Source organism: Mycolicibacterium setense, assembly GCF_000805385.1.
GTDB lineage: Bacteria > Actinomycetota > Actinomycetes > Mycobacteriales > Mycobacteriaceae > Mycobacterium > Mycobacterium setense.
The window spans coordinates 435022-450768 of record NZ_JTJW01000008.1 but is presented as its reverse complement, the minus strand read 5'-3'; the positions used below and the strand labels follow the sequence as shown (position 1 = coordinate 450768).

Below are 15747 nucleotides of genomic sequence, written 5' to 3'. Positions count from 1 at the left end.
ATGGTTAGTGCCGATCAGGCCGCCCCCCGCACCTCCGACGCGCGTCTGGAGCTGATGCGGCGCAAGCTTGCCGAGCGAGGCCTGGCGGCGTCGAATGCGGAATCCGGGCCGGCGGGCGCGGGCACCGAAAGCGCACCGGTCGATCCGACGGTGCTGTCGGACGGGCAACGCCGGATGTGGTTCGTGCAGGGATTCGACCCGAGCGGGGTACTGCTCAACATCTGCCTGTCCTACCGACTCTCCGGGGTGATCGACGCCGAACGGCTCCACGACGCCCTGAACGCCGTGGCGCAGCGGCACCCGATTCTGCGCACCACCTACCGGGCCGACGACAACGGCGAGCCCACCGCGACGGTCCACGACGACCTCACCCCGGGGTGGGCGGTGCACGACCTGTCCGACAAATCCGAGCGGGCCCGCAAGTTGCGCCTGGAGGTGCTGGCCCAACGCGAGTTCGGCACCGCCTTCGACCTGAGCACCGACTCCCCGCTGCGCATCTCGTTGATCAAGACCGGGCCGGCCGAACACGTGATGCTGCTCGTGGCGCACCACATCGCCTGGGACGACGGATCCTGGCGGGTGTTCTTCACAGACCTGACCCGGGCCTACTCCGGAGAGCAGCTGGCCGAGACGCCGCGTGTGACGGTGTCGGTAGCCGCGGACGGCGGCGAGGACCTGGCGTACTGGCGTGAGGTGCTGGCGAACCCGCCCGAGCCGCTGGAGTTGCCCGGCCCGGCGGGATCGGTGGTCCCCAACGGTTTTCGGTCGCAACGGAGCACAGTGCGGTTGTCCGCCGACACGGTCGCGCGCGTATCTGCCCTGGCGCGCGAAACCGGCGCCACGCCGTACATGGTGCTGCTGGCCGCCTTCGGCGCACTCATCTACCGCTACACCCACACCGATGATTTCCTGATCGCCACCCCGGTCCTGAACCGTGATACCGACGAAACCATCGGCTACTACGGCAACACGGTGGCGATGCGGTTGCGGCCGCAGGGCACCGACGGTTTCCGTGAACTGGTCGCGGCCACGCGGGACACCGCCATCGGCGCGTTCGCGCATCAGCGGGTCAATCTCGACCGGGTGGTGGCCGAGCTGAACCCGGACCGGCGTCACGGCGCCGAACGAATGACGCGGGTGAGCTTCGGATTCCGCGAGCCCGATGGTGGCGGGTTCGCCCCCGAAGGCGTCACGAGTGAGCGGGCCGATCTGCGCGGCCAGCACACGCAGCTGCCGCTGGGTTTCATGGTCGAGGTCGATGCCGGTGGTGCGGTGGTGGAGGCCGAGCATCTCACCGAGGTGTTGGACGCCGAGCTCGCCGCACAGATGCTGCGCCACTTCGCCGTGCTGCTGGAGGGTGCCCTCGCCGAACCCGACCGACCGCTGTCGCGGCTGGAATTGTTCACGGCCGAGGACGTCGAGTGGTTGCGCGCCGTGTCCACCGGCGAGTCTTTCGAGACGCCGGCGACCACGCTGGCAGCGCTGGTCACCGAGCAGGCGGCGCGTACCCCCGACGCGACCGCGGTGGTCTACGAGGGCCGCCACTACAGCTACCGCGAGCTCAATGAGTCGGCAAACCGGTTGGCGCACTGGCTGATCGAGCAGGGCATCGGTACCGAGGACCGGGTGGCGGTGCTGCTCGAGAAGTCGCCCGAGCTGGTCATCACGGCACTGGGCATCGTCAAGGCAGGTGCGGTGTACCTGCCGGTCGATCCGACCTATCCCGAGGACCGACTCACCTACATCCTGTCCGATTCCGACCCGAAGATCGTGCTGCGCGAGCCGGTCGACGGCTTGGAGGACTATCCGGTCACCGATCCCACCGACGCCGAACGGGTCCGGCCGCTGCGTGCGGACAACACCGCCTATCTGATCTACACGTCCGGATCCACCGGTCTGCCCAAGGGTGTGCCGGTGCCGCACCGGCCGATCGCGGAGTACTTCGTCTGGTTCGGCGGTGACTACCAGGTCACCGAGGACGAACGCCTGCTGCAGGTCGCGTCGCAGAGCTTCGACGTGTCGATCGGCGAGATCTTCGGCATGCTCTCCGCCGGTGCGCGCCTGGTGATCCCGAAGCCGGGCGGGCTGGGTGACATCGGTTACCTCACCGACCTCCTGCGCAACGAGGGCATCACCTCGATGCACTTCGTGCCGTCCCTGCTCGGTCTGTTCCTGTCGCTGCCGGGTGTGAACGAGTGGCGCACTTTGCAACGCGTGCCGATCGGCGGCGAGGCGTTGCCGGGGGAGATCGCCGACAAGTTCCTGGCCACCTTCGACTCCCTCCTGCACAACTTCTACGGACCCACCGAAACGGTGCTCAACTGCACTCGCTACAAGGTCGAGGGCAAGCAGGGTGCCCGGATCGTGCCGATCGGTACGCCGAAGATCAACACCACGATCCACCTGCTCGACGATGCTCTGCAGCCCGTGCCGGTCGGGGTGATCGGGGAGATCTACATCGGCGGAACACATGTCGCGCACGGGTATCACGACCGTCCGCGCCTGACCGCCGAACGGTTCGTCGCCGACCCGTTCAATCCCGGTGGACGGATGTACCGGTCGGGTGACCTGGCCCGGCGTAACGCCGACGGGGACATCGAGTTCGTCGGCCGCGCCGACGAGCAGGTCAAGATCCGTGGCTTCCGGATCGAACTCGGCGAGGTCTCCGCGGCCATCTCCGTCGATCCGTCGGTCGGGCAGGCCGTGGTGGTGGTCAGCGACCTGCCGTCGCTCGGCAAGAGCCTGGTCGCCTACATCACCCCTGCCGCCGACGCGGACCAGGTCGAGATCGATCGCATCCGGGCCAGGGTGACCGCTGCGCTACCGGAGTACATGGTTCCGGCGGCATTCGTCGAGCTGGCCGAGATCCCGATCACCGCGCACGGCAAGATCGACCGCCGGGCCCTGCCCGAGCCCGAGATCCGCTCGGCCACCGAATTCCGGGCCCCGGAAACCGAAACCGAGCACGAGATCGTCGCTCTGTTCGGTGAGCTGCTCGAGCGTGACGGCGTCGGCGCCGACGATTCGTTCTTCGATCTGGGCGGCCACTCGCTGTTGGCCACCAAACTGGTTGCCGCCGTTCGGGCCCGCTGCGGTGTCGAACTCGGCGTGGCCGACGTGTTCGAGAACGCCACGGTGGCAGGCCTTGCCGCCAAGGTCGACGAGTTGCGTGAATCCGGCCTCGGTGCCGGCCTCCCGGCGATCGTGGCGACCGCGCACGACGGGCCGGCCCAGATGTCTGCGGCCCAGCACCGACAGTGGTTCCAGTTCCGCATCGACGGGCCCAACCCCGTCAACAACGTGCCCTTCGCCGCACGCCTGACCGGGCCCTGCGACGTCGAGGCACTGGCCGCGGCGGTCAGCGATGTGGTCGCGCGCCACGAGATCCTGCGCACCACCTACCGCGAAATCGACGGTGTGCCATATCAGGTGGTCCATCCCGTCGCCCCGGTGACGGTGCGTCGCGCCGACGGCGCCGGTGAGGATTGGGTCCAGGCCGAACTGGACACCGAGCGGCGGTACTGCTTCGACCTGGAGAACGAGTGGCCGGTCCGGGCGGCCATGCTGTCCACGCCGAGTTCGCACGTGCTCTCGCTGGTGGTGCACCACATCGCCGCCGACCACTGGTCGGGCACCGTGCTGTTCACCGATCTGCTGACCGCGTACCACGCGCGCCGGGCCGGGAAGGCGCCCGAATGGGCACCCTTGCCCGTGCAGTACGCGGACTTCGCGGCGTGGCAGGCCGAGGTTCTCTCGGGCGACGTCGAGCGGGTCGAGGAGCAACGCACCTACTGGACAACGCAACTCGCCGGGTTGTCGGGCGAGGCTGACGTCGAGAACGGCCTGCAGCCGGACTTCCCGAGGCCGCCGGTGCCGACGGGCGAGGGCAAGGCGCTCGACTTCACCATCGATCCGGAACTGCGGGGCAAGCTCGTCGAGCTCAGCCGCGAACTCGGGGTCACCGAATTCATGGTGTTGCAGGCGGCCGTCGCGATCGCTCTGCACAAGGCCGGGCAGGGCACCGATATCGCACTGGGCACACCGGTGGCCGGACGTACCGCACCTGAACTCGATGCGTTGATCGGGTTCTTCATCAATATCGTGGTGCTGCGCAACGACCTGTCGGGCAATCCGACACTGCGTGAGGTGCTGAGGCGTTCGCGCGATATGGCGCTGGCCGCCTACAAGCATCAGGATCTGCCGTTCGACCGCGTCGTCGACGCGGTGAGCCCGGTGCGTTCGCTGGCACGCAACCCACTGTTCGGTGTGGTGGTGCACGTGCGTGAGGACATGCCTGGCGAGCAGGTCATCGATACCGGCGCCGACGGTGAAACCCGTTTCACCGCATTGGAACCCACCTTCGACGTGGCCCATGCCGATCTGTCGCTCAACTTCTTCGCCGAACCCGGCGCCGGATACCGGGGAACCGTCATCTACCGCACCGAGCTCTATGAGGCGGCCACAGCACTTCGTCTCGTCGGCTGGCTGCATCGCATCGTCGAGGCGTTCGCGGGCGATGCCGATCAGACCCTGCGCGACATCACGGTTGTCGATGCGGCCGAGCGCGCTCTCCTGGTGGACGACTGGAGTCGCAAAGCAGTACCGCCGGCCGGACTGCCGCAGACCGAGGGTGCAGACCGGGTGTACCTGCTCGACGAATGGCGTGAGCCGGTGGCCATCGGGGTCACCGGGGATGTGTACTACGCCGGCGGCGCGGTGGACGAGGCCGCCCACGCCGCGCGTGGTATCGCCGCGAACCGCTTCGCGCCCAATCCTTTCGGAGACGGCCAGCTGTATCGCACCGGAGAACGGGCACGCTGGACCACCGACGGCCGGCTTGAGCCGATCACCGGCGGTGAGCCGCGTCTGCAGGCCGCGCTGGAAGCGATCGAGGGAGTCGCCGCCGCGGCGACGCGGCACTGGGAATCGCGCGGCGTCACAACCGTGGCGGGATACCTGGCGGTCGAGCCGGAAACCGTTGACACCGAGGCGTTTCTGGACGCCGTTCGGTCCGCTCTGCCCACCGAGTTCGCCGGTGCCGCGCTCACCGTTGTCGATGATCTGGAACCTGCCACGCTGACCCGCCCGCGGGTCACCACGGCGGCACCGTCGGAACCGCCGGCCACACCGACCGAGCACACCTTGGCGGCCATGCTGGTGGACCTGCTCGGCGCCACCGATGTGGGCCGGTACGACGACTTCTTCACCCTCGGCGGCGACAGCATCCTGGCGGTGCAACTGGCGGCCCGGGCGCGCGACGCCGGAATGGCTCTGACAGCACGCATGGTGTTCGAGCATCCCGGATTGGCCGACCTGGCCGCCGCGATCGACGCGGCGGGCGACGGTGACGGGGCCGAAGCGGCCGATGTGCACCATGAGCCGATGTCCGCATCCGGCCTCTCGCCCGACGAATTGGCCGCGCTGACCGCGGGATGGGGTCAGGGCCAGGGGATGTCGACATGACCACGACCGGAACGCCGCCCGGCGTCGAGGACGTGCTGGCGCTCAGCCCGCTGCAACAGGGCCTGTACTCCCTGGCCGGCCTCACCGAGGGTGACGCCGGGGCAGATCCGTATGTCATCGCGATGGCCGCCGACGTCGACGGAGCATTGGACCCCGAGCTGCTGAGGACGTGCGCCGAGGCGATGCTGGTGCGTCATCCGAACCTGCGGGCCAGCTTCTTCCAGGGAAACCTGAGCCGCCCGGTCGCGGTGGTTCCGTCCGCGATCGAATTGCCCTGGCGCCATGTGCAGGCCGCTGACGAGCAGGCGGTCGTCCTGGAGGCCGAGGAACGCGCCCGGCGGTTCGACCTCGGCCGTGGGCCGTTGATCCGCTTCCTGCTCATCGAAAAGCCGGGATCGCGTTGGCGTCTGGTGATCGTCGCCCATCACATCGCGATCGACGGCTGGTCGCTGCCAGTTTTCGTCGGTGAACTCCTGGCGCTCTACGGCGCCAAGGGCGATGTCACCGCGCTGCCGTCGGCGGTGCGCCCGTACCGCGACTACATCGGCTGGTTGGCCGGGCGCGATCAGCAGGCAGGCCGGGCACGGTGGCAGGCCCATCTGTACGGCATGGACGCGCCCACGCTGCTTTCTCCGGTGCTGTCCGGGCGGGAGACGCAGCCGGGCCTGCCGGCGCGCACCGAGGTGAATCTCGACGAGCAGCAGTCCGCTGCGATCTTCGAGGCTGCCAGGAGCCGCGGCGTCACCGTTAACACGTTGTTCCAGATGGCGTGGGCGACAATCCTTTCGGTCTTCACCGATCGCACCGACGTGGTGTACGGGGTCACGGTGTCGGGGCGCCCGGACGAGTTGACCGGGGTCGAGTCGATGGTCGGCTTGTTCATCAACACGGTGCCGCTTCGGGTCCGGGTCGACCCCAGCCTGCCGGTCGGCAGCCAGTGCCTGGCCCTGCAGCGCGAAGCCGCCGACCTGCGTGAGCACAGCTATCTCAGCCATACCGAGCTCCGGTCGCTCGGCGGCATCGGCGAGCTGTACGACACCCTGCTCGTCTACGAGAACTTCCCGCCCGGTGGACTGGTCGGCAGTGACGAGTTCGATCTCGGCGGGGCGGTACTGCGACCGTCGGCACTGGAGAGCCTGTCGCATTTCCCGGTCACCATCGCCGCACATCCGACCCACGGCCGGCTCACGGTGCTCGTCGAAACCCTCGACGGGGCACTGGGACTGCTCGATCCGCATGCCCTGGGACTGCGAGTGCTGACCGTCGTCCAGCGGCTGCTGCAGTGCTGGGAGCGTCCGCTGCGCGATGTAACCCTCACTCTCGACGACGAACCGCAGCCGGCCGGCGCGCCGACCGCTGCCGCCGATGACCACACCGGCTTCCACCTTGCCTTCAGCGAGACCGCGGAGGAGCGGCTCGGTTCGGTGGCATTGAGCTGGGACGGGGGAGAACTCAGCTATCGCGAGCTCGACGACGCCGCCGATGGCCTGGCCGCCGAGCTGATCCGCCGTGGAGTGTGCGCCGAGACGCCGGTGCCGATCCGGTTGCGCCGAGGGCCCGACTATGTGGTGGCGATGCTCGCGGTGCTCAAGGCCGGCGGGTTGATCGTGCCGCTGGACCCCGCGATGCCCGACGAGCGGGTGGCCGAGATTCTGCGTCAGATCGGTGCAGGTGGGTCTGCGCCGGTCATGGTCGACGATGCTCTGCTGTCCTGCGTCGCGGCTGAGCCGGACCCCGACTTCCGGCCCGTGCCGGTGCACCCCGGGCATGGCGCCTACATCGTGTTCACCTCCGGAACCACCGGAAAACCCAAGGGCGTCATAGGAACTCATCGGGCGCTGCTGGCCTATGCCGCCGATCACGCCCATCAAGTGCTCCGGCCGGCGGCCAAACGGCTCGGCCGCCCGTTGCGGGTGGCGCACGCCTGGTCGTTCACGTTCGACGCGGCCTGGCAGCCGTTGGCGGCCCTGCTCGACGGACATACCGTGCACATCGTCGGCGACGACGTGCAGCGGGACGCCGAGGCGCTGGTGGACACCATCGGACGCTTCGGCATCGACATGATCGACACCACCCCGTCGATGTTCGCCTCACTCCGGGCCGCGGGCCTGCTCAGCCGAGTGCCGTTGGCGGTGCTCGCCCTTGGCGGTGAGGCTATCGACACCGCCACCTGGCAGGGGATCCAGGCCGAGTGCGAGCGCACCTGGATGTCGGCGCACAACTGCTACGGGCCGACCGAGACCACGGTGGAAGCCGTCGTCGCGAGGATCGCCGAACACCCGCAACCGTGCATCGGACATCCGACAGAGTCGACAGCCGCCTATGTGCTCGACGGCTGGCTGCGCCCCGTTCCCGACGGTGTGTACGGCGAACTGTATTTGGCCGGTGGGCAATTGACCCGCGGATACCTGGGCAGGCCGGGGGAGACAGCGGGTCGCTTCGTCGCCGATCCCTTCACGCCGGGTGCCCGCATGTACCGCACCGGTGACGTGGTGCGCCGGCGAGTGGACTCGAATGCTCTTGAGTTTCTCGGCCGTAGCGACGATCAGGTCAAGATCCGGGGATTCCGGGTCGAACCCGGTGAGGTGGCCGCGACACTGCACAGCCATCCCGGGGTTCGGCACGCCCACGTGGCGGTCCGACATCACCGCAGCGGGCCACGCCTTGTCGCATATGTGGTCAGCGACGCCCCGGTCAGCGAGCTTCGCCGGATGCTGACCGACACGCTGCCACGGCACCTTGTTCCGCACCACATCGTCGCCGTCGACGAGATCCCGCTGACCACCAACGGCAAGGTCGACGATGCCGCGCTGGCGGCCGTCGCCACCGGCGGTGCTGCCGAGGGAGTCCAGCACCCCGCGACCGAGACCGAGAAGGTACTCGCCGATGTGCTGGCCGAAGTCCTGGGCACGCCAGAGGGAGCGGGTGTCGATGTCACGGCGGACTTCCTCGATCTCGGGCTGGACAGCATCGTGGCCCTGTCGGTGGTGCAGGCGGTGCGGCGCAGAGGAATCGCGCTGCGCGCCCGGTTGATGCTGGACTGCGCGACCGTCCGCGAACTCGCGGCCGCGATCGATTCCGACGCCGTCGCCGTCGAGCGCACCGAAGACGCCGCACCGGAGACGGGTCCCATCCCGCTGCTGCCCAACGGCCGGTGGCTCTACCAGTACGGCGACCCCCGGCGGCTCGCACAGACCGAGGTTTTCCGGCTGCCCCCGGGCATCACCCGCGCGCAGCTGGAAGCGCTGTTGCGCAATGTGATCGACGGACACGAGGTGCTGCGCACCCGACTGGACCGGAATACCCTGGCCCTGGTCGCGGACGCCCCGCGCGACGTGCTCTCGGAAGCGACAGGCTCCGGTGATCTCAACTCCGCTGTGGCCGAGCATGCCGAGCTCTCGGTGCAGCGCATGGATCCGCAGAGCGGGTCGATGCTGGATGCGGTCTGGTTGCATCACCCGCTGGCCGAGGCCGGTCTGCTGATTCTGACCGCCCACGTGCTGGCCCTGGACCCGGCATCGTGGCGCATCCTGGTCGGCGAACTCGAAAATGCTTGGCATGCATTGGCTTCCGGTCGCGAACCGATGCCGGTGCGCGAACACACCTCGCTGCGGCAGTGGTCACGTCTGCTGACCGAGCGGGCGGCCCGGCTCGATACCTGCGGCTTCTGGGAGCAGCAGTTCGACGGTGACGACCCCGACCTCGGTGCCCGCAGGGTCGATCCCGCCACCGACCGCATGGCCGATGTGACCATCGTGATGGCCTTCGCCGAGCCCGAACTGACGGCCCGGCTGCTGAGCGGCGCAGTCCCGGTGACCGAAGTGCTGGCCGCGGCAACCGCTCGCGCCCTCACCGACTGGCGTCGGCATCGCGGCCAGGCCACTCCGGCGCCGCTGCTGGCGCTGGAGACCCATGGCCGGTCGGACGCGCTGCTGTCCGACCACCACGAGGTGGACACCGGCGACACCGCGGGACTGCTCAGCATGATCTACCCGTTGCGGCTTGGCGCCGATGACGCGCGTGGGGTGGCGGCGCAGGTGGCCGCGATCCCCGGCGATGCCATCGATTACGGGCTGCTGCGTTACCTGCGCGAGGACACCGCCGAACGCCTGGGCAATCATCGCGATCCGCAGGTGCTGCTCAACTATCTGGGCCGGATCGAGCTGGACGCGTCGGACCACGCCCTGCTGCAGGACCGGTCGTTGCAGACCGGGGTGACCCCGATTCCCGAACCGAATGTGGCTGTGCGCCATGAACTGACGATCATGGCCGCGGTGATCGATCGCGACGGGGAAGCCGTGCTCGGCACCCAGTGGCGAACCCTGCCAGACGTTCTGTCCGCCGACGACATCGCCACGCTGCAGGCGATGTGGCTGGCCGCGTTGCGAGAGGTGACCCTATGAGTGCCCCATCGGCTCCCACGCTGGCCGTGATCGGGGCCGGCCCCAAGGCCATCGCGGTGGCCGCCAAGGCGGCCGAGTTGCGCGCGATGGGTGTGCCGGCTCCCGACATCGTCGTCGTCGAACGTTCCGGGGTGGCCGCCAACTGGCAGGCTGTCGGCGGCTGGACCGACGGCAACCATCGCCTCGGTACCGGACCCGAGAAGGACGTCGGCTTCCCGTACAGGTCGTCTCTCGTATCGCGGCGCAACGCCGAGCTCGACGAGCGCATGACCCGGCACAGCTGGCAGGCCTACCTGATCGCGACGGGCGGATTCGCCGAATGGGTGGACCGGGGCAGGCCGGCGCCGACCCACAAGCGCTGGAGCCAGTACCTGAGCTGGGTGGCTGAAGACGTCGGAATGAACGTGGTTTCCGGTGAGGTGGAACAGATCTCGATCGCCGGCAGTTCAGCGGTCGCCGACGGTGCCGGCAGTTCAGCGGTCGACGCTGAGGCGCACCGGTGGGTCCTGCACACCGCCGACGACACGGTCAGCGCCGACGGCCTGATGGTCACCGGGCCCGGCCAGGCCGAACGTTCGGTGTTGCCCGGAAACCCGCGCGTGATGTCGATCGCGCAGTTCTGGCATCAGGCCGGCAAGCATGAGGTGATCACCGCAGAGCGGGTCGCGGTGATCGGCGGCGGCGAGACCGCCGCGTCGATGCTCAACGAGCTGTTCCGCCATCGCGTTTCGACCATCACGGTGATCTCGCCGACGGTCACCCTGTTCACCCGTGGAGAGGGGTTCTTCGAGAACACTCTGTTCTCCGATCCGACCGGGTGGACCGGGCTCACCCTGGCCGAGCGCCGGGATGCCCTGGCCCGCACCGATCGTGGCGTGTTCTCGGCGCGCGTGCAGGATGCCCTGCTGGCCGACGACCGGATCCGCCACCTGCGCGGCCGGGTCGCCCATGCGGTGGCCCGTGACGAGCGGATCCGATTGACGCTGTCGACCAACACCGGGGGTGAAGCGGTCGAGACCGTGCACGGCTTCGATCTGGTGATCGACGGATCCGGCGCCGACGCCCTGTGGTTCGCGCCGTTGTTCAGCCAGGACGCGCTGGACCTGCTCGAGCTGGGCCTCGGCGGCCCGCTGACCAGTGACGCGCTGCAGGAGCACATCGGTCACGACCTGGCCCTGACCGACGTCTTCCCCAAGCTCTTCCTTCCGGGGCTGGCCGGGCTCACCCAGGGCCCGGGATTCCCGAACCTGAGCTGCCTTGGCCTGTTGTCCGACCGGGTGCTGGGTGCAGACCTGGCCCACCCCTCGATGAGGAGACTCGATGAGTTCCAATCCGTTCGATGACGAGAACGGCACGTTCTACGTACTGGTCAACGATGAGGAGCAGCACAGCCTGTGGCCGGCATTCGCCGATGTTCCCGCCGGCTGGCGGGTGGTCTTCGGTGCGGCCGGCCGCGCCGAGTGCCTGAGCTACGTGGAGACGAACTGGACGGATCTGCGGCCCAACAGCCTGCGTGAGGCGATGGCCGGCCAGCCGGGGCGCTGACCGGCGGCGGTCACGCCGGGCTCGGCGCGAGCGCGTCCATGTCGAACACCCGGGCATGCAGGATGGTGCGATTGCGCAGCGCCGCGCGCACGGCCCGGTGCAGACCGTCTTCGAGATAGATGTCGCCGCGCCACTTCACCGCGTGCGGGAACAGGTCGCCGTAGAACGTCGAATCCTCCGACAACAGGCGGTCCAGAGCCAGCACGGTGGTGGTGGTGACCAGCTCATCGAGGCGCAACTGGCGCGGGGGGATCCGGGACCAATCCCGGTACGACAGGCCGTGCTCCGGGTAGGGCTTGCCCTCCTGGACACCTTTGAAGATCATCGCCGGCCCGCGTCCGTCGCAGTGTTGCGCGGTGTTGCCATCGGCATGGTTACCTAGGCTAATACCCTCGCAGGTCGTTGCCTGCGCCGGTGTCGTCCGGCGCAATGCCGCCCGCCGCAGGCGGCGCAATCGGTAAACCCGCTGCTGATCAGTAAAATGGACCGAGCAATATGGACATCGCTGCTGCGAAGGGTAGGTGAACAGGTGGGGAGTGCCGACGAACGTCGTTTCGAGGTGCTGCGAGCCATCGTCGCCGACTTCGTGGCCACCAAGGAGCCCATCGGCTCCAAGACGTTGGTGGAGCGCCACAACCTCGGCGTGTCGAGCGCCACCGTGCGCAACGACATGGCCGTGCTGGAAGCCGAGGGTTACATCGCCCAGCCGCATACGAGTTCGGGCCGGGTGCCCACCGAGAAGGGCTACCGCGAGTTCGTCGACCGGATCGACAACGTCAAGCCGTTGTCGTCATCCGAACGCCGCGCAATCCTGTCTTTCCTGGAATCCGGGGTCGACCTGGACGACGTGCTGCGGCGCGCGGTTCGGCTGCTCGCACAGCTGACCCGGCAGGTCGCGATCGTGCAGTACCCGACGCTGTCCACCTCGTCGGTCCGCCATCTTGAGGTGGTGGCGCTCACCCCGGCGCGGTTGCTGCTGGTGGTCATCACCGATTCGGGCCGGGTGGATCAGCGGATTGTGGAGCTCGGCGACGCGATCGACGAGCATGACCTGTCGAAACTGCGCGAGATGTTGGCGCAGGCGCTGGAGGGCAAGCCGATCTCCGCCGCGTCCATCGCGGTCAGCGATCTGGCCACACACCTCAACGGCCAGGGCACGCTGGCCGATGCGGTCGGCCGGTCGGCGACCGTCCTGGTCGAGACGCTCGTCGAGCACACCGAGGAACGGCTGCTACTCGGCGGCACCGCGAATCTGACCCGCAACACCGCCGATTTCGGCGGATCGCTGCGGCCGGTGCTGGAGGCACTGGAGGAGCAGGTGGTGGTCCTGCGGTTGTTGGCAGCCCAGCAGGAAGCGGGCAAGGTGACCGTGCGCATCGGTCATGAGACCGAGGCCGAACAGATGCTCGGAACATCGGTGGTGAGCACCACCTACGGCAGTTCGGGCAAGGTGTACGGCGGAATGGGTGTGGTTGGTCCCACCCGAATGGATTACCCGGGAACCATCGCCAATGTCGCGGCGGTTGCGTTGTACATCGGCGAAGTCTTAGGTACTCGGTAATACAGCCGGATACATCCGGCACGGAAAGGTCAGGCAAGGTCAGCGTGGCACGCGATTATTACGGCTTGCTCGGAGTGAGCAAAGGCGCGAGCGATTCGGAGATCAAACGCGCCTATCGACGGTTGGCACGTGAGCTGCATCCCGACGTCAATCCCGACGCGGAGGCCCAGGCTCGGTTCACCGAGATCCAGGTCGCCTATGAGGTGCTCTCCGATCCGGAGAAACGCCGCATCGTGGACATGGGCGGCGATCCCATGGAATCGGTCGGCGGAGCACCCGGTGGGTTCAGCGGCTTCGGCGGTCTCGGCGACGTGTTCGAGGCGTTCTTCGGTGGCGGCACCGCATCGCGCGGGCCGGTCGGCAGGGTGCGGCCCGGCGCCGACTCGTTGCTGCGGATGCGGCTGGACCTGGAGGAGTGCGCCACCGGCGTGACCAAACAGGTCACCGTCGACACGGCGGTGCTGTGCGACCTGTGCCACGGCAAGGGCACCAACGGCAATTCCACGCCGGTCACCTGTGACACCTGCGGTGGCCGCGGCGAGATCCAGACCGTGCAGCGCTCGCTGCTGGGCCAGGTGATGACCACCCGGCCATGCCCGGTGTGCGGCGGGATCGGCGAGGTCATCCCGGATCCGTGCGGGCGGTGCGGCGGCGACGGACGGGTGCGTGCCCGCCGTGAGATCAGCGTGAAGATCCCGGCTGGTGTCGGCGACGGCATGCGGGTCCGGCTGGCCGCACAGGGCGAGGTCGGGCCGGGCGGCGGTCCCGCAGGCGACCTCTACGTCGAGGTCCACGAGAAGCAGCACGAGATCTTCGTCCGCGACGGCGACGACCTGCACTGCACCGTCTCCGTCCCCATGGTCGACGCTGCCCTGGGCACGACTGTCACCGTCGACGCGATCCTCGACGGGCCCACCGAGCTGACCATTGCCCCGGGCACCCAGCCCGGTTCGGTGACCACGTTGCGTGGCCACGGCATGCCGCATCTGCGTTCCGGGGTGCGTGGTGACCTACACGCCCACATCGACGTCGTGGTGCCGTCGCGGCTCGACAGCACCGACACCGACCTGCTGCGCAAGCTGAAGGAGAACCGCAGCCGCGACGCGGCGGAGGTGCGCACGACACAGGCGTCGGCGGCGTCCGGCGGTCTGTTCAGCCGGCTGCGCGAGACGTTCTCCGGCCGCTGACGCGGAGCTGACGGGCGTGAGTGCAGCGCTGTTCTACGTCGACGCACTGCCGGGCGCCGGCGAGTTGGCCGTCCTCGACGGCGACGAGGGCTTCCACGCGTCCAACGTGCGTCGCATCCGCGTCGGCGAACAGATCGACCTGAGCGACGGCGCAGGCACACTGGCGCACTGCGTCGTCGAAGAGACGGCCAAGGGCCGGTTGTCGGCGCGGGTTACCGAGCGCGTCGCCGTCGCGGCGCCGCGCCCGGCAGTGACCGTGGTGCAGGCGCTGCCCAAATCCGATCGTTCAGAACTGGCCGTCGAGCTGGCGACCGAGGCCGGCGCGGACCGCTTTGTCGCCTGGCAGGCGACTCGGTGCGTGGCCCGCTGGGACGGCCCGAAGGTGGACAAGGGCCTGCGGCGCTGGGAGGCGGTGGCTCGCTCGGCGGCCCGCCAGTCGCGGCGCGCCTACGTCCCCGCCGTCGACGGTGTCGTCTCGACGCCTGCGCTTACCCGGCGCGTCGCCGACGCCGTGGCCGGGGGAGCGGTGGTGCTGGCCCTGCACGAGTCGGCCACCGAGCCCTTCGCCGAACTGCCTCTGGCCCAAGCCGATTCGCTGATGCTTATCGTCGGGCCGGAAGGCGGCATCGCCGATGAGGAGATCGCTGCGTTGACCGAGTCCGGCGCCAAGGCCGTCCGGCTGGGCCCGACTGTGCTGCGGACATCAACTGCCGCGGCCGTCGCGCTCGGGGCCATAGGTGCGTTGACCGCGCGCTGGCAGATTTAGCGCCAGCTGAGGGCTTGGCCAGGCATTACGCTCCATTCGTGAGTGTTCCGCCGCAAGGCCCGCCGCCACCGCCGTACGGCCAGCCTCCTTACGGGCAGCAGCCGCCGCATTGGCCACCGCCGCAACCGCAACAGTGGCCAGGGGCGCCCGCTGGGCCTCCACCGCCGTATGGGCAGCCGCCTTACGGTGCGCAGCCTCCCCAGTGGTCTCCGGCCGGTCCGCCGATACGGCCGAAGAAATCGCGGCTCGGCATCGCGATCGTCGCCGTCGTGGCGGTTTTCGGCATTTCGATAATCGGATTGATGGGCTACGGGTTTTTCAAGGTGGCCGGCGAGACGCAGGAAATCACCGCCGATTCCGTGAGCGATTTCTCGAAGGTATGTGAGAACGGCGCGGTGACCAACGCCGCTGCCTACGGCCCGCCATACAAGATCGCTGCCTATTACTACAACTTCGGCTTCGCGGGACCCACCTGGTCGTCGGCCCCGGTGAGCAATTGGACCTCCGGTTCGGAGGAGTTCACCGAGATCAACGTCGTTGCCTGCCTCGACCGGAAGGACGGGACCGAGGTGAAAACCGCGACGTGCGAGGACGACGAGGCCGGCGCGCACATCACCGTCGACTTCTACTCCGTCGACTACGAGATCACGTACCGCCAGGCCAAGACGGGCGAGGTGATCCGACGCGACACCGTCGGCAGCTCTGGCGACCGCTGTCCCATCATGGCCACCTACAACAAGAAAACCCGCAAGATCTACGCGGATCCGGACATGGACGCGCTGGAGGCCAAGTTGCAGGCGTTCGCGGGCTGACCTGGGGCCG

At 68.5% G+C, this 15747-nt stretch carries 9 protein-coding genes; 8 read left to right on the top strand and 1 reads right to left on the bottom strand.

All coding sequences use genetic code 11. From position 1 onward, the window contains the following. Genes QQ25_RS20480 through QQ25_RS20465 form a run of 4 tightly spaced genes read left to right on the top strand, consistent with a single transcriptional unit; the run spans position 1 to position 11411 of the window. Positions 1 to 5463, top strand: coding sequence for a non-ribosomal peptide synthetase (locus QQ25_RS20480; RefSeq protein ID WP_052235936.1), 5463 nt, complete (start codon positions 1 to 3; stop codon positions 5461 to 5463). Next, entirely contained in the window at positions 5460 to 9866 is a 4407-nt protein-coding gene (locus QQ25_RS20475; RefSeq protein WP_039380684.1) for a non-ribosomal peptide synthetase, read from the top strand. Before QQ25_RS20480 ends, QQ25_RS20475 begins: the two co-directional genes overlap by 4 nt. Next, entirely contained in the window at positions 9863 to 11209 is a 1347-nt protein-coding gene (gene mbtG / locus QQ25_RS20470) for an NADPH-dependent L-lysine N(6)-monooxygenase MbtG (RefSeq protein WP_039380682.1), read from the top strand. Before QQ25_RS20475 ends, mbtG begins: the two co-directional genes overlap by 4 nt. Then, a complete protein-coding gene (locus QQ25_RS20465) occupies positions 11187 to 11411 on the top strand; it encodes an MbtH family protein (RefSeq protein ID WP_039322062.1) in 225 nt (74 codons plus the stop codon). The genes mbtG and QQ25_RS20465 overlap by 23 nt, the downstream gene beginning before the upstream one ends. Before the next feature lie 10 nt (positions 11412 to 11421). Here QQ25_RS20465 and QQ25_RS20460 read toward each other — a convergent pair whose 3' ends face one another. Further along, positions 11422 to 11736 carry a type II toxin-antitoxin system VapB family antitoxin gene (locus tag QQ25_RS20460; protein WP_039322059.1) on the bottom strand — a complete coding sequence of 105 codons (315 nt, stop codon included), beginning with the start codon at positions 11734 to 11736 and terminating at the stop codon, positions 11422 to 11424. A 204-nt stretch (positions 11737 to 11940) separates the two neighbouring features. Between QQ25_RS20460 and hrcA the strand changes: the two genes are divergently transcribed. The 4 genes from hrcA to QQ25_RS20440 are packed head-to-tail and all read left to right on the top strand — an operon-like array spanning position 11941 to position 15737. Then, positions 11941 to 12972: a heat-inducible transcriptional repressor HrcA gene (gene hrcA / locus QQ25_RS20455; RefSeq protein ID WP_039380680.1), complete on the top strand. Its 1032-nt coding sequence runs from the start codon at positions 11941 to 11943 to the stop codon at positions 12970 to 12972. A gap of 44 nt (positions 12973 to 13016) precedes the next feature. Then, complete coding sequence (gene dnaJ, locus QQ25_RS20450; protein ID WP_039322054.1) at positions 13017 to 14159, top strand: molecular chaperone DnaJ; 1143 nt, start codon at positions 13017 to 13019, stop codon at positions 14157 to 14159. 16 nt (positions 14160 to 14175) lie between these two features. Beyond that, complete coding sequence (locus tag QQ25_RS20445; protein ID WP_039322052.1) at positions 14176 to 14925, top strand: 16S rRNA (uracil(1498)-N(3))-methyltransferase; 750 nt, start codon at positions 14176 to 14178, stop codon at positions 14923 to 14925. Positions 14926 to 14963: 38 nt separating this feature from the next. After that, a complete protein-coding gene (locus QQ25_RS20440) occupies positions 14964 to 15737 on the top strand; it encodes a hypothetical protein (protein ID WP_131546196.1) in 774 nt (257 codons plus the stop codon). Positions 15738 to 15747 lie beyond the last annotated feature (10 nt).

Coding starts and splice junctions, on each gene's coding strand:
- QQ25_RS20480 (WP_052235936.1), top strand. CDS start 1: ATGGTTAGTGCCGATCAGGCCGCCCCCCGCACCTCCGACGCGCGTCTG.
- QQ25_RS20475 (WP_039380684.1), top strand. CDS start 5,460: ATGACCACGACCGGAACGCCGCCCGGCGTCGAGGACGTGCTGGCGCTC.
- mbtG (WP_039380682.1), top strand. CDS start 9,863: ATGAGTGCCCCATCGGCTCCCACGCTGGCCGTGATCGGGGCCGGCCCC.
- QQ25_RS20465 (WP_039322062.1), top strand. CDS start 11,187: ATGAGTTCCAATCCGTTCGATGACGAGAACGGCACGTTCTACGTACTG.
- QQ25_RS20460 (WP_039322059.1), bottom strand. CDS start 11,736: ATGATCTTCAAAGGTGTCCAGGAGGGCAAGCCCTACCCGGAGCACGGC.